Source organism: Chitinophaga agrisoli, assembly GCF_008386695.1.
GTDB classification, from domain to species: domain Bacteria; phylum Bacteroidota; class Bacteroidia; order Chitinophagales; family Chitinophagaceae; genus Chitinophaga; species Chitinophaga agrisoli.
The window spans coordinates 1,211,241-1,224,568 of sequence record NZ_VUOC01000004.1 but is presented as its reverse complement, the minus strand read 5'-3'; the positions used below and the strand labels follow the sequence as shown (position 1 = coordinate 1,224,568).

The 13,328-nt window shown below is 49.3% G+C and carries 15 protein-coding genes; 12 read left to right on the top strand and 3 right to left on the bottom strand.

What is annotated here, in order from left to right:
• The first annotated feature begins 20 nt into the window (after positions 1–20).
• The 8 genes from F0L74_RS23970 to F0L74_RS23935 all read left to right on the top strand — a co-directional run bounded on the left by F0L74_RS23970 (position 21) and on the right by F0L74_RS23935 (position 8,292).
• Positions 21–233, top strand: coding sequence for a heavy-metal-associated domain-containing protein (locus F0L74_RS23970; protein WP_149840446.1), 213 nt, complete (start codon positions 21–23; stop codon positions 231–233).
• A gap of 122 nt (positions 234–355) precedes the next feature.
• A complete protein-coding gene (locus F0L74_RS23965) occupies positions 356–766 on the top strand; it encodes an HYC_CC_PP family protein (RefSeq protein ID WP_149840445.1) in 411 nt (136 codons plus the stop codon).
• Between the two features lie 104 nt (positions 767–870).
• Positions 871–2,157, top strand: coding sequence for an efflux RND transporter permease subunit (locus F0L74_RS23960; RefSeq protein WP_149840444.1), 1,287 nt, complete (start codon positions 871–873; stop codon positions 2,155–2,157).
• 10 nt (positions 2,158–2,167) lie between these two features.
• A complete protein-coding gene (locus tag F0L74_RS23955; RefSeq protein WP_149840443.1) occupies positions 2,168–4,114 on the top strand; it encodes an efflux RND transporter permease subunit in 1,947 nt (648 codons plus the stop codon).
• Complete coding sequence (locus tag F0L74_RS23950) at positions 4,098–5,345, top strand: TolC family protein (RefSeq protein WP_213087064.1); 1,248 nt, start codon at positions 4,098–4,100, stop codon at positions 5,343–5,345. The genes F0L74_RS23955 and F0L74_RS23950 overlap by 17 nt, the downstream gene beginning before the upstream one ends.
• Entirely contained in the window at positions 5,323–6,498 is a 1,176-nt protein-coding gene (locus F0L74_RS23945; RefSeq protein ID WP_149840441.1) for an efflux RND transporter periplasmic adaptor subunit, read from the top strand. The genes F0L74_RS23950 and F0L74_RS23945 overlap by 23 nt, the downstream gene beginning before the upstream one ends.
• Before the next feature lie 5 nt (positions 6,499–6,503).
• Positions 6,504–7,703, top strand: coding sequence for an efflux RND transporter periplasmic adaptor subunit (locus tag F0L74_RS23940; RefSeq protein WP_149840440.1), 1,200 nt, complete (start codon positions 6,504–6,506; stop codon positions 7,701–7,703).
• A 28-nt stretch (positions 7,704–7,731) separates the two neighbouring features.
• Positions 7,732–8,292 carry a DUF3347 domain-containing protein gene (locus tag F0L74_RS23935; RefSeq protein ID WP_149840439.1) on the top strand — a complete coding sequence of 187 codons (561 nt, stop codon included), beginning with the start codon at positions 7,732–7,734 and terminating at the stop codon, positions 8,290–8,292.
• Positions 8,293–8,359: 67 nt separating this feature from the next.
• Here F0L74_RS23935 and F0L74_RS33365 read toward each other — a convergent pair whose 3' ends face one another.
• Positions 8,360–8,521: a hypothetical protein gene (locus F0L74_RS33365; protein WP_188316135.1), complete on the bottom strand. Its 162-nt coding sequence runs from the start codon at positions 8,519–8,521 to the stop codon at positions 8,360–8,362.
• A gap of 303 nt (positions 8,522–8,824) precedes the next feature.
• Between F0L74_RS33365 and F0L74_RS23930 the strand changes: the two genes are divergently transcribed.
• Complete coding sequence (locus F0L74_RS23930; protein ID WP_149840438.1) at positions 8,825–9,532, top strand: hypothetical protein; 708 nt, start codon at positions 8,825–8,827, stop codon at positions 9,530–9,532.
• Positions 9,533–9,606: 74 nt separating this feature from the next.
• On the opposite strand, the gene F0L74_RS23925 is transcribed toward F0L74_RS23930, so the two are convergent.
• The gene (locus F0L74_RS23925) at positions 9,607–10,647 is read right to left on the bottom strand and encodes an adenylate/guanylate cyclase domain-containing protein (RefSeq protein WP_213087063.1); all 1,041 of its coding nucleotides are present in this window, start codon (positions 10,645–10,647) and stop codon (positions 9,607–9,609) included.
• A 137-nt stretch (positions 10,648–10,784) separates the two neighbouring features.
• Between F0L74_RS23925 and F0L74_RS23920 the strand changes: the two genes are divergently transcribed.
• Positions 10,785–11,696, top strand: coding sequence for a ClpXP adapter SpxH family protein (locus tag F0L74_RS23920; RefSeq protein WP_149840437.1), 912 nt, complete (start codon positions 10,785–10,787; stop codon positions 11,694–11,696).
• 81 nt (positions 11,697–11,777) lie between these two features.
• On the opposite strand, the gene F0L74_RS23915 is transcribed toward F0L74_RS23920, so the two are convergent.
• Positions 11,778–12,146: a winged helix-turn-helix transcriptional regulator gene (locus F0L74_RS23915; protein WP_149840436.1), complete on the bottom strand. Its 369-nt coding sequence runs from the start codon at positions 12,144–12,146 to the stop codon at positions 11,778–11,780.
• 144 nt (positions 12,147–12,290) lie between these two features.
• On the opposite strand from F0L74_RS23915, the gene F0L74_RS23910 reads away from it, so the two are divergent.
• Both F0L74_RS23910 and F0L74_RS23905 read left to right on the top strand, forming a co-directional pair.
• Complete coding sequence (locus tag F0L74_RS23910; RefSeq protein ID WP_149840435.1) at positions 12,291–13,085, top strand: hypothetical protein; 795 nt, start codon at positions 12,291–12,293, stop codon at positions 13,083–13,085.
• Between the two features lie 77 nt (positions 13,086–13,162).
• Positions 13,163–13,321: a hypothetical protein gene (locus F0L74_RS23905; protein ID WP_246197803.1), complete on the top strand. Its 159-nt coding sequence runs from the start codon at positions 13,163–13,165 to the stop codon at positions 13,319–13,321.
• Positions 13,322–13,328 lie beyond the last annotated feature (7 nt).

Below are 13,328 nucleotides of genomic sequence, written 5' to 3'. Positions count from 1 at the left end.
AACGATTAAAACCAAGGATCATGGAAACATTAAAATTTAAGACAAGCTTCAAATGTTCCGGCTGTATAGCTACAGCCACCCCCTTCCTGGACGCAGTGGCCGGTAAGGATCAATGGACAGTGAACGATGAAGGCGCTAATAAGATACTGGTAGTCAATACAGATAAGCCTTTATCCGGCCAGGCGGTGATCAGCGCCGTAGAAAAAGCCGGTTATAAGGCGGAACAGCTATAAAGAGGAAGGCAGGCCAGGTAGGGTAAAAGTTCGTGCCTGGCCCGCTGTAATTCCATAAGTATAACAAATACCACAAATTCTGTAACTGCCCATTCCGGTATAACCATTACCTTTGTTTTCATATGAAGCGATTCATTGCAGTCATATTAGCCATCATTTACATGAGCACCGCCATGGGAGCCACAGTGCACCTGCACTACTGCATGGGCAAGCTCACGGAATGGCGGCTGGGCGATAGCAAAGATGACCTGTGCGACACCTGCGGCATGAAAAAGGCCAAAGCCGGCGAACAGCTCAGCAAAAAGAATTGCTGTAAAGATGAATTCAAGGAGTTAAAACTCAAAAAAGACCAGCGGGTACCGGAAAATAGCCAGCCATTCGCTTTTGCGCCCCTGCCCGCTACACCCGTAGCCATTTTTACCCTGCCCGTAGTGCCGGTTACCTCATTGGCGGTGGTATTTCCTGTGGCTAAAGCGCCCCCCGGAATAAGCGGCGCCCCTGTTTTCCTGTTGAACTGTAATTTCCGTATCTGATCTACCCCGCCTCATTACTGTAGGTAATCCTTACCTGCATATACCGGAGCAGATATAACCGCTCCTATCTTCATTATTTCACGATTTTATTATGCTTTACTACCATGGTGCATCACATCATAACATGGTCGTTACGTAACCGTTTCATCGTTATCGTATTGGCAGCGGGTTTATTTGCCTGGGGCTGTTTTGCCGTGCAAAAGAACCCTATTGACGCCATACCGGACCTTTCAGAGAACCAGGTGATCGTATTTACAGAATGGATGGGCCGTGGCCCGCAGCTGATAGAAGACCAGGTAACTTATCCCCTGGTCACTAACCTGCAGGGCATTTCCAAAGTGAAGTATGTACGCGGTACTTCTATGTTCGGGATGAGTTTCATCTTTGTCATCTTCGATGACAACGCGGACATCTACTGGGCGCGGGAGCGGGTGCTGGAAAAGCTCAGCACCATTACCCGCCAGCTGCCACAAGGCGTTACGCCCACCCTGGGGCCGGATGGCACCGGCGTAGGGCACATCCTCTGGTATACCCTGGATGCGCCGGATGTAGACCTGGGTGAACAACGCGCCATACAGGACTGGTATGTGAAATTTGCCCTGCAAAATGTGCCCGGCGTAAGCGAGATCGCTTCCTTTGGCGGCGCCCAGCAGCAATACCAGGTAACCGTAGATCCCAATAAGCTGTTGTACTATAAATTATCCGTCACAGATGTGCTCAATGCCGTGCGGACCAATAATAACGAGTCCGGCGGTCGTAAGTTTGAGATGAGCGGTATTGGTTACATCATCAAGACCAGCGGCTACCTGCAGTCCCTGGAGCAGATCGGCAACATTCCCATCAAAACACAGAACTCCATTCCCATACGCGTGGCAGATGTAGCCACGGTACAGATGGCCGGCGAAACCCGCCTGGGCATCTTTGACCAGGATGGCAAAGGCGAAAAAGTAGGCGGTATTGTAGTAATGCGCTATGGCGAAAATGCAGACGCTGTGATAGACCGCGTAAAGGCAAAAATGCTGGAAGTGGCTAAAGGTCTGCCGCCCGGGGTAAAGTTTGATATTGTATACGACAGGGGCGCACTCATCAAACAATCCGTAAGCTCCATCAAACGTACGCTGATAGAGGAAATGATCGTGGTATCTATTGTGGTGATCATCTTCCTCTTCCACTGGCGTAGCGCGTTAAGCATCATCATACAGATACCGGTTACGTTGGCCGCCAGCTTTATCCTGTTAAATGCGTTTGGCATATCCTCCAATATTATGTCGCTTACCGGTATTGCACTGGCCATTGGGGTGATTGTAGACAACGGCATCATTATGAGCGAGAACGCCTACAAACACCTGTCAGAGCGTTACGCGCAAAAGAAAGCGGAGACTGCGGCTTAAAATCATTACCATGAAAAGATTAAGGAAAATATTCAACAGGGAACCGGACTGGATCACAGAAGAAGAGCGGCTGTCTATCATAGAACAGTCCAGCAAGCAAGTGTCCAGGGGCGTATTCTTTGCCACCATTATCATTATCACTTCCTTTTTACCGGTGTTTATGCTCACCGGCCAGGAGGGTAAGCTGTTCCACCCGCTGGCTTTCACCAAGACCTTCATCATGCTGGTAGATGCGGTGCTGGTCATCACGCTGGCCCCGGTGCTCATTTCATTTTTTATGAAAGGTAAGTTCCGGCCGGATAACGCCAACCCGGTAAACCGGGTACTCGAGCGTGTATATGAACCGGTGATCCGCTGGGTGCTGCGCTGGCGCAAGACCACACTGGCCATTAATATCCTGGCGCTGCTCATCTCCATTCCCCTGCTGCTGCGTTTAGGCACAGAGTTTATGCCCCCGCTGGATGAACAAAGCATCCTGTTTATGCCTGTTACCCTGCCGGATGTAAGCAATGCGGAAGCCAAACGCCTGCTGCAGGTACAGGATAAGATCATCCGCACCATACCGGAGGTGGATAAAGTGCTGGGCAAAGCCGGCCGCGCCAATACCGCCACGGATAATGCGCCCATCAGCATGATAGAGACCATCATCATGCTCAAGCCTAAATCACAATGGCGCAAGGGCATTACCAAAAAAGATATCATCAGCGAGCTGGATAAAAAACTGCAGATCCCGGGTGTGGTCAACGGATGGACACAACCCATCATCAACCGCATTAACATGCTGGCTACGGGCATCCGTACAGATGTAGGCATCAAAGTATTTGGCCAGAACCTGGATACCATTGCCGCCGTATCAGCAAGGGTGAAAGCATTGCTGGAAGGCACACCCGGCATACAGGACCTGTATGTGGAGCCGGTCACTGGCGGCAAATACCTGTCCATTAACGTAAACCGCGAGGCATTATCCCGTTATGGCCTGAGTGTGGATGATGTGAACCAGACAGTAGAAGTAGCCCTGGGCGGCGCGTCCATCGGCAATACCATCGAAGGGCGGCGGCGTTTCTCTATCAGTGTCCGGCTGGCGCAGGACTTCCGCAACAGCCTGGCGCAGATCCGCAGAATACCGCTGCGCTCTCCGGCTTTTGGCGAGATACCCCTTAGCGAGGTGGCTGATATAGGATTTGAAGACGGCCCGCCCATGATCCTGTCAGAGAACGCTATCCTGCGCGGGGCCGTGATGTTCAACGTACGCGGCCGGGATCTGGGCAGCACTGTACAGGAAGCGATGGATAAGATCAACGCCCGGTCCGGCGGCGCTAACCAGGTATTGCCTGCGGGCTATTTCCTGGAATGGAGCGGGCAATATGAGAACCTGATCCGCGGCAAACAAACGCTGATGTGGATTGCGCCCGTGGTATTGGTCATCATCTTCTTCTCTCTGTATTTTGCTTTCCACTCCATCCGCGAAGCCTTCCTGAGCCTGGTCACCGTGCCATTTGCATTGATAGGCGGGGCTTATATTATCTATATCTGGGGCGTAAACCTGTCCGTAGCCGTGGCCGTGGGCTTTATCGCCTTATTTGGTATTGCGGTGGAAACAGGTATTGTCATGGTCATCTATCTCAATGATGCCATGCAGCAGCTGGTAAAGCTAAAAGGCAACTCCGCGGCCACTATTACCCGCGAGGACCTGCGGGAGTACGTAGTGGCCGGCGCGGCCAAACGCCTGCGGCCCAAACTGATGACCGTATGTGTATCGCTGTTTGGGCTGGTGCCGGTATTATGGGCCTCCGGCGTGGGTACGGATGTGATGCAGCCGATCGTATTGCCGATGATAGGCGGTGTGCTCACTTCTTCCACCCATATCCTGCTGGTAACGCCCCTCATCTTTTTAATGACAAAAGAATATGAATTACGCAAATACGGTAAACTGGAGGTGTATGCTACACAACATTAAAATAAGTTGGCTGCTGTGTATCGTTACGCTGTCTGCCAGCGCGCAGGCGCCCGTTTTATCGCTGGATACTATCCTGCAGCGCATAGATCATAATAACGTGAAATTAGGCGCTTATACGCTCAAAGCGGCCGCTTATGAATATAGCGCCAAAGCAGCTACCGCCTGGATGGCGCCCATGGTGGGCGCAGGCACCTTTATGACGCCCTACCCGGGTATTAAGGATGTGATGCCGATGGATAAAGGCGCCATCATGTTCCAGGTAGAACAGGATATTCCCAACACCAGCAAGCTGCGGGCAAAAAAACGCTATATCGCCTCCCAGGGTAATATCGAAAAAGCCAGCCGGGAAGTGACCTTAAATGAGCTCAAAGCCCAGGCCAAACGCCTGTACTATAACTGGGTCATCGCCGCGGCGCGTATACGCCTGCTGGAGCAGAATCAGCAGATCATGGAAACCATGAAGAAGATAGCGGAGGTGCGGTATCCTTATAACCAATCGCAGCTGGGCAGCATTTATAAAGCCGCCGGCAGGGTAGCGGAAAACCATAATATGATGCATATGCAGCAGGGGCTCATAGATAAAGCCAGGGCCTGGCTCAACAGCCTGATGAACCGCCCCGGCACAGAGGCCTTCGAGATAGACACTGCTTTTGCGCCCTTGTTCACGCCTGCGCCTTCTTACGATACCGCCATGCTGGCGGCTAACCGTAAAGATGTGCAAAAGATGAACGCGGGCATCGAATCCATGCAGCTGAATATTGACGCCATGAAGCTGGCCAAACGCCCGGACTTCCGCATCCGTTTTGATCATATGGAGCCGCTGCGGGCCGGTCAGCCAAGACAGTATAATATCATGGGCATGGTAAGTATCCCCATTGTGCCCTGGGCCTCTAAGATGTATAAGAATGAGGTAAAGGCCATGGAGCTGAACGTACAGTCCATGCAAATGGAAAAAGCCGGGATGCTGCAGGAAACACAGGGTATGTTGTACGGTATGGAAACAGAGATCGTCTCTATGCAGGAGCATATCCATGCTACAGCAACCAAGATCCTGCCCACGCTGCAACGTACCCTGGATGCGGATTTTCAATCCTACCAGGAAAACAAGCTGGAGTTGCCCGTGATCATTGATGCCTGGGAGGCGTTGACCATGGCGCAGACAGACCTGCTGAACGAAAAGCTCAAATTTTACGAAATGATAGTGGAATATGAAAAGGAACTATATCGTTAACATAAGCGCTGTTTTGCTGTTATCCGCTTGCGGGCAGGGACCACAACCTGCCGCGCACGATCATCAGCACATGCAGGCGGAAAAACCGGATACCAGCCTGGCGCCACTGCTGCAACCGGTAAACGAACAGGTCCTCTCACAGGTAGGCGCCGTACAACCGGAAAAAGCACACAGCATTGTGCTAAAGGAGATAAAAGGCACAGTGGTATATGATACCCGCAGCGAAACTGGCATCGCCAGCCGGGTAAGCGGCCGTATAGAAAAGTTGTACATCAAATACAATTATCAGCCCGTAAAAAAAGGCCAGCTGATCATGCAGGTATATGCGCCGGACCTGGTAGCCGCGCAACGCGAACTGCTGTTTATACAGGCGGCTAATGATAATCCCTCCCTTTTGGAAGGCGCTAAACAACGCCTGTTGCTCATGGGTATGAATGCACAACAACTGGCCCAGGTAATGCAGACCCGTCAGCCGCTGTACCGGGTAAATGTATACAGCAATGCCAGCGGATATATTATCGACAAGGCTGCACAACCAGCCCCTGCCTCCGTTACCGCCGCGCCTCCTGTCGGTGATAACATGGGCATGGGCGCTGCTACTCCCGCCACGGCGGCAGCCCCGGTTGCCAATACCCCGGTATTATTACGCGAAGGCCAGTACGTAAACGCCGGCGAGAACCTTTTTACCATTTACAAAGCAGATAAACTGGTAGGCGAATTTGCCCTGGAACCGGTAACCGCCAGCTATATCAGCAAGGGACAATCCCTGGTGCTGCAAAGCGCTTCCGGCAACGGCGATGGTATAACAGGTACCGTAGGCCTTATACAACCGGTATTCCGCAACGGTGAGAATTTTACCCTGGTAAGGGTCTACCTGCAGGGGCAACCCTTTAATGCCGGCACATTATTGACCGCCCGCATACCAATAACGGTCTCGGGTGGCTGGTGGCTGCCGGCAGCCGCCGTACTGCAACTGGGCAGCCGCTCCGTGATCTTTAAACAGGAAGGCACAGTATACAGGCCCGTACCAGTGACCACCGGCCTCCGTGAGAAAGGCCAGGTACAGGTACTGGATAGCATTGCCGGCTGGAACATAGCCCGCAACGCTTATTTTCTCGTAGATAGCGAGAGTTTTATTAAAGTAAAAGAGTAACGCACATGCAACGTATCATCCAATTACTCAGCATAGCGGCGCTTATATTTTTCAGCGCCTGCAGCAGTGATAAAAAAACGGCGCATACCCATGCGGAGCAGGTTAATTACACCTGCCCCATGCACCCGCAGGTGGTGCAGCACGGTCCGGGTACCTGTCCCATTTGCGGTATGGACCTGGTGCCCGTAAACACCGGCGGCGGCGCGCAGGAACTAATGCTGGACCAGAACCAGATGGCATTGGCCAATATTTCCACCATGGTGATAGGCGCCGGTAACCTGGACCAGTACAAACGCCTCAACGGCCGCCTGGTCACAGACCCGCAGCGTACGGCTTACGTGAGCAGCCGGGCCGCTGGCCGTATAGAACAACTGTATGTAAAAGAAACTGGCGTAGCCGTACGTAAAGGACAGCCCTTGTACCGCATTTATGCGGAGCAGCTGGCCGCCCTGCAGCAGGAATACCTGGTGGCTACCGCCCAAACGGCCGCCTTCCCGGATAATGCCCGCTTTCAGCAGATAGAGGCCGCTGCCCGCCAGAAACTCCTGCTGTACGATGTACCGGCTGCCACGCTGGACCGCATCAAACAACAGCAGAAAACAGATCCCTATCTTACTTATACCTCGCCGGTGAATGGAGTAGTAGCGGCGGTATCCGTTACAGAAGGGCAATATGTAGGAGAGGGGAGCACCATCCTGCAGCTGGAAGATTATGATCAGCTATGGGTAGAAGCCGATGTATATCCCGCAGAGCTTAGCCAGGTAAAGACCGGCCAGCAGGTAAAGGTAACCGTTAGCGGTTGGGAGAACGAACCGGTGGATATGCAAATAGACTTTATTACCCCCGCCCTGCAAAGTGGTACCCAGCTGGCGCAGCTACGAGGTGTGATCCGTAACCGGGATCACCGCTGGCAGCCGGGCCTGCAGGCCAACATCTTACTGCCGGCTGCCTCCCGCAGCAATGTGCTCACCCTGCCGGTAGACGCCGTGATCCGCGATGGCAAAGGCGCCCATGTATGGATAAAAAAAGGCGCAGACCATTTTGCCCCGCGCGTAGTGAAAACAGGCACAGAGACGGCGGACCAGGTAGAGATCACCACCGGCCTGCAGTCCGGCGATACAGTAGTGGTAACCGGCGCATATCTGCTTTACAGCGAATATGTATTGAAGAAAGGCGCTAATCCATTAGCAACACATGCACATTAATTTTTTAACGTAAATAAAAGATCCGATCATGTTACAACACGCCATTAAAACAGCATTACCCGTATTGGCCGTTATATTACTGGCCGCCTGCGGAAACAGCCAGCAACAACAACAACAACAACAGCAACAACAGCAGCAACAACAAAAAGAGCAACAGGAGCATCAACAGGCTGCCGCCGCCCCCGTACAATTAAAAGACGAAAAAGCCCAGGCAGTTTACCAGCACTACGTACACCTGACCACTGCCCTTATCAATAGCGACGCTAATGAAGCTAAAGTAGCCGGTACAGCCATCGAAGCAGGCGCAAAGGAGCTGCCGGGCGGCGCAGCAATCGCTAAGAGCGCACAGCAGATTGCCCTGGCTGGCTCTCTGGAGGCGCAACGTACACAATACATCGCCCTTAGCAGGGAAATGATCGCATTGGTTAGATCAACCGGTTTAAACAGCGGTGAGCTATATGTAGATTCCTGTCCTATGGCGAATGATAGCAAGGGCGCCGCGTGGTTGTCTGCCAGTAAGGAAATTAAAAACCCTTATTTTGGAGAGGAAATGATGACCTGCGGGCAGGTGAAGGAGACGATAAAATAATATTCATAAAAGAAAAGTGAATGGACATGCCGTTCATTCACTTTTCAAATGATTTCTTTTTCCGTAATTAGAGGTTAGTGCAGATCCAGGAAGTGGTAGTGCCGCCACAAATGATGATGAAAGTGATGGGCAGTGTACGTTGCTGTGCTGCTTCATTGTTCGGGCGGCTCAGGCTGGATACTTTGATCTTTGTCAGCTGTAATTTGGGTTGGGACGTTTTCTTTTTCATGGTTTCTTTATGGTTATTTGATGAATAATAGTCAATTTACCACAAAAGCCGGCAAGGGGTGATCCCTTAAAAAAACGCGTCTGAAAGGAAAATTAAGATACCTTAATCGCCATTTAGCATGCAGTTGATAATGAATTAAGAAAGAATGATCATTGACGATGATTTGAGCAGAAATACTATTTTTTTATGTACGAACCATCTCAGAAAATATGTATAACGACGAAGGAGATTTGCCCGGAGAAAGCACACTCAGTTAGTATGCCCTTTCAGATTCGCTATGTTTAAATTCAAAACCCGAGTATAATGTCAAAGCATAAAATGTTGCTAAGCCTCCTGTTAACCTTATCTACATTGCTCCCGCTGCATGCCCGGGCCCAGGGAAATGATGCGGATACCATCAGGCAAGAGCTGCTGCATACCCTGCATGCCCTTCCCGCGTTTTCTTACCCTTATGGGTCCCCGATCTTGCTGAAACAGTTTCCGCAGCAATGGCACAATGTTACCCCAACGGGCACGCCCTATTACCTAACCACCTATATCGATACGCTGAGTATCTTCACTTATCAGGATTTTTCTACCGGAGGCCGGTATGCCGTTCCACTGAAAGAGCTCCCCAGGGATGGGGTCTTTCCGCCGCAATTTCTGCACAAGCTGGGATTGAAACCCATAGGCGATACTGCCTCATTGATGATACGGAAGATAACAGAAACAGCAGGCGTAACTATCTATTCAGCAATAGTGCTGGAGGATATTCCTTGCCCCGCATGCGAATATAAGCCGCAGCAGCTCATTAATATGTTATTTACAGTATCAGGCAACAAGATTATCAGCAGGTTAGTCATCACTTACATCAACGGAGATGACCTGCAACGGAAGGAGCGCTATGGCTATATTGACGGACAGGGTAATATTTTTATTAAGGACTTTTTCAGTGACGAATTGGATGGGCATTTTCTTAAGCAGGAAAGATGGCATGTTACGTCAGAAGGTATTTTTGGAAAGGATCAGTAAATTTAGTTAAGGTGCTTATATGCTCTCCAGACTGCTCCCGTGTGGTGTAGTTAGTACAGGGTTTCCCTTTTTCATTAAGGTATGATTGATTTTAATGCGATCAGCAGCATCTCTTTCTGTTTGCCTTTCAGTTTGATCGACCCCAGTGTCTGCGTGGCAAAATTGCCAGCCAGCCGCAGGGAGGCCGCCAGATCGCCGGAAACGATTACCTCCTGGTTAAACTCTTTACACATATCCTGTATACGCGAGGTGGTGTTCAAGACATCGCCGGAATAAGTGATATCTCTTTTAATGATGCCTACTTCACCGGCTACCACCTTGCCGCAGTGGATACCAGCCTTAAAAATAGGAGTTACCCCGTACAGCTTCATATACTTGTTATTTAGCTGTAGCAGGTGGTATTTGATATCAAAAAAACATTGTACACATTTGCTGTTCTGTATACCATCGTCATGCTTCCAGGCTACGATCACTTCATCACCTACATACTGGTATATTTCTCCTTTATTATCCAGGATTGGATTGGTAATGTCTGTAAAGAGGTCTTTCAGGAACGCATGGTATTTTTTGTCGCCCAGTTTTTCTGCTATCGTAGTAGAGGAATTCAGGTCCAGGAACATGAAGATCTTGTTTTCTTCCTTAGGCGTATTGTACTTGCCCCGCAAAATATTCCAGAAAACGCCCTGTCCGAATTTATTATTGATCTGCAGGAATAGCTGCGTAATAGCCACTATCACGCCCCAGATCATACAGTTCTTTAGTATCCGGAACGGGTCCGAGGGGATGGCAAATAACCGCAGCACTACATTTACGATCGCCACCACCCCCAGGAAGGACAATACCACCGTGAGAATGGTATAGCCATAAGACTTGTCCCGGAACTTCACATTTACATAAAAGACCAGCAGGCTGCCGCCCAGTAATGCGCCTATCAGGGCGGCGCCCATATTAATGGCCACGGCTTCGGCAATACTGTATTTAGGCACAGGGGTTACCGCATTGGTGGTGGAAAGCGCGAGACGGTCATATAGGGGGATAAAAAAGCCTATTATCAGCCATATGACCGTAATGATCCCCAGCTGCCGCAGTTTGTAAGAAGTCCTCCTGTTCATCATCTTAAAGGGAAGATTTGCTTACCCAATATATCCATTTTTTCCGGTAGTTACCTCCAGGTAACTGGTTACATAGAGGGAATCCATGGGGATCATGCCTGGACTGTTCGGTAAGTTTGCCCCGGATTAAAACACCGGAAATGAAAGCGAATACAAACCCGCTGTTATGTGATCCCGAGACCGGGATCTGCGAAATACCAGCAACTGGGCAGGATGGAAAGACGCAAAATGTTACTGCTGAAAATAAACCTGTTAAAATAGTCTACTTTACGGATCCTATATGCTCTTCCTGCTGGGGGATAGAACCGCAGTTAAAAAAGCTAAAGCTCGAATACGGCCGGGATATAGAGATCAACTATCATATGGGAGGCTTATTGCCCGACTGGAGCTATAATAGCGGTGGTATAAGCAAACCATCAGATGTAGCGCATCATTGGGACGAAGTAAGCCTGCATTACAAAATGCCAATTGATGGGGATGTCTGGCTCGCAGACCCGCTTGACTCCTCTTATCCTCCTTCCATCGCATGTAAGGCCGCTCAGCTGCAGGATAAATTGAAAGCCGTTGCCTTTCTCAGGGCGCTGCGGGAAATGGTGTTCCTGCAAAAGAAAAACATCACTAAATGGGAGTATATAGAACAAGCCGGCACACAAGCGGGCTTAAATACCCAGCAATTGAAGGCTGATTTTGAAGGTAAAGCCAAAGAATTGTTTAATGAAGATCTTGCCCTGGCCAGAAAACTAGGCGTAAGAGGCTTCCCCACCTTATTTGTTTCCAACGCTTCCGGCGATACCGAAATAATCTACGGCGTTAAACCATATGCCAACTTCGAGGCCGGCATAAAAAAGGTGTTCGCGGGCGCTGAAAAAGCCGTTTATGCCAGAGATTGGAAAAGCCTGTTTGCCGTTTATCCCACACTCACCCTGCGGGAGTTTGCTGAACTTAGTGACATGACTTTTCAGGAAGCGGAACAGCGGCTGGTAAATTTGGTGAAGGAAGATCAATTGACCGTTTTCGAGAGTAAAAATGGCGCGCTCTGGATCAGGAAGTAAAATTATTGGCCGGACAGGCCAGACGTTTATTTTATCAGCATTTATTAGCTAGCCGCGGGATATTCATCTCGCGGATTTTGATCACTGAGGCAGCTTTTTTAGCAAAGATGTCCGATAGGCCATTCCCCACTTGGCAATTTCATCAATGATCGGCTCCAGTGTCTTGCCATACTCAGTGATCTCATATTCTACTGTTATGGGTTTAGTATTGCAAACCGTGCGGCTAATGAGCTGGTTCACCTCCATGTCCTGCAATTCCTTTGACAATACTTTTGGTGCAATGCCTTCCACCTCCCGGAGCAGATCCATAAAACGCAATTTGTTCCCCTCTATAAGGGTGCCAATGATATGTAATTTCCATTTTCCGGATAAGATCTCCATGGCGTCTTTGATGGCCAGGATTCTTGTTTTACAGGGAGGTGTGGTGTTTAGTACCGGCTGCTTTTTCATACTGATTTGAGTTTGACGATAACGGCAGCGCAAAATTATTGTTTTTTACGGGTAGAGGAAGCATTAAAAACAGTAAAGGGGGCGTTAAAATAGCAGCATCTCTTTATTATCTTTAGCAGATTATCGAAAGCAGACAATATCCCTATGACAAAATACCAGGCAATTGTATTTCTTTTATTTCCGTTGATAATAAGCTGTAATTCATCTGATCAGCCGTCAGCAGGAATTTCCAGGGATTTTCATCTGCCTGTTGTAATACAATCCCCCACGACAGATACGATCGAATACAAGAAAATGGATTGCATTAACGAAGAAACTTTCATTTTTGGAGGTAAGCATAAATTTACAGATACACTCTCATTGGGCGAGCGTTTTCTATTGGACGATACCATACCGAAAGTAGATATTATAAAAGAGCGCAGCCATCCTTCACCCAGTGATACCCTTTCCACCGATGGCTTTCAAATTTTCATAGATTATGCGAGATCTGTTCATTATAAGAATGAATACCATCCATACGGCCTTTATTATTTTCCTATCTATGTAGTGAACGAGACATCCTCAACAAAGGTCTTCTATGGGAAAGATAATTACGCTTTCGGTATTCAGGAAGCTATATATCGGGAGGACTGGTCCTGGCGGCCTATTGAAGGTAAATCATTTGATTTTTGCGGAAATGGACATTTCGGGCTCAAAGTGCACCCGGGAGAGTTTGTTTTGCTGCTCGCTTTAAAATATCAGGGTGAAGATAAGAACATGATGCGGGTCAGGCTGGAAATAGGCGAATCTTTATACATCTCCAGGTCTTATGAAGGTACATTTAGCAGTAACCAATTCAAGTTATCTCCACGCTTCCTCAGGTACTTAAAAGACCCCGGGACAGGCCTTTCTCCATGGCACTTTTGCGGCTCGGTGCCGGTGGAACTTGATAAAAATTGATTGTTTGCGTTGAAAAGTAGCGGCTATCGTCCTTGATCATATTACTCTACGGAGGCGCCTCAAAGTCCGTCTTTGAAATGACGGATGAGGAATTTGAACAAGCCGCCCAAAATATCCTCAGGCGGGCCAAGGAAAAGGCATTTTCCGAAGGATTACCGATTTATTTTGGTAGAAATGGCAAACTAATGGCGGAGTATCCCGATGGACGGATTGAGGAAGTAAAAAAAGAGCTATGAACAAAAG

What these genes read in the sequence shown, in the direction of transcription:
- F0L74_RS33365 (WP_188316135.1), bottom strand. Translation starts at nt 8,521, where the DNA reads ATGAAAAAGAAAACGTCCCAACCCAAATTACAGCTGACAAAGATCAAA.
- F0L74_RS23915 (WP_149840436.1), bottom strand. Translation starts at nt 12,146, where the DNA reads ATGAAAAAGCAGCCGGTACTAAACACCACACCTCCCTGTAAAACAAGA.
- F0L74_RS23940 (WP_149840440.1), top strand. Translation starts at nt 6,504, where the DNA reads ATGCAACGTATCATCCAATTACTCAGCATAGCGGCGCTTATATTTTTC.
- F0L74_RS23925 (WP_213087063.1), bottom strand. Translation starts at nt 10,647, where the DNA reads ATGATGAACAGGAGGACTTCTTACAAACTGCGGCAGCTGGGGATCATT.
- F0L74_RS23965 (WP_149840445.1), top strand. Translation starts at nt 356, where the DNA reads ATGAAGCGATTCATTGCAGTCATATTAGCCATCATTTACATGAGCACC.
- F0L74_RS23935 (WP_149840439.1), top strand. Translation starts at nt 7,732, where the DNA reads ATGTTACAACACGCCATTAAAACAGCATTACCCGTATTGGCCGTTATA.
- F0L74_RS23945 (WP_149840441.1), top strand. Translation starts at nt 5,323, where the DNA reads ATGAAAAGGAACTATATCGTTAACATAAGCGCTGTTTTGCTGTTATCC.
- F0L74_RS23970 (WP_149840446.1), top strand. Translation starts at nt 21, where the DNA reads ATGGAAACATTAAAATTTAAGACAAGCTTCAAATGTTCCGGCTGTATA.
- F0L74_RS23955 (WP_149840443.1), top strand. Translation starts at nt 2,168, where the DNA reads ATGAAAAGATTAAGGAAAATATTCAACAGGGAACCGGACTGGATCACA.
- F0L74_RS23905 (WP_246197803.1), top strand. Translation starts at nt 13,163, where the DNA reads ATGACGGATGAGGAATTTGAACAAGCCGCCCAAAATATCCTCAGGCGG.
- F0L74_RS23930 (WP_149840438.1), top strand. Translation starts at nt 8,825, where the DNA reads ATGTCAAAGCATAAAATGTTGCTAAGCCTCCTGTTAACCTTATCTACA.
- F0L74_RS23910 (WP_149840435.1), top strand. Translation starts at nt 12,291, where the DNA reads ATGACAAAATACCAGGCAATTGTATTTCTTTTATTTCCGTTGATAATA.
- F0L74_RS23960 (WP_149840444.1), top strand. Translation starts at nt 871, where the DNA reads ATGGTGCATCACATCATAACATGGTCGTTACGTAACCGTTTCATCGTT.
- F0L74_RS23950 (WP_213087064.1), top strand. Translation starts at nt 4,098, where the DNA reads ATGCTACACAACATTAAAATAAGTTGGCTGCTGTGTATCGTTACGCTG.
- F0L74_RS23920 (WP_149840437.1), top strand. Translation starts at nt 10,785, where the DNA reads ATGAAAGCGAATACAAACCCGCTGTTATGTGATCCCGAGACCGGGATC.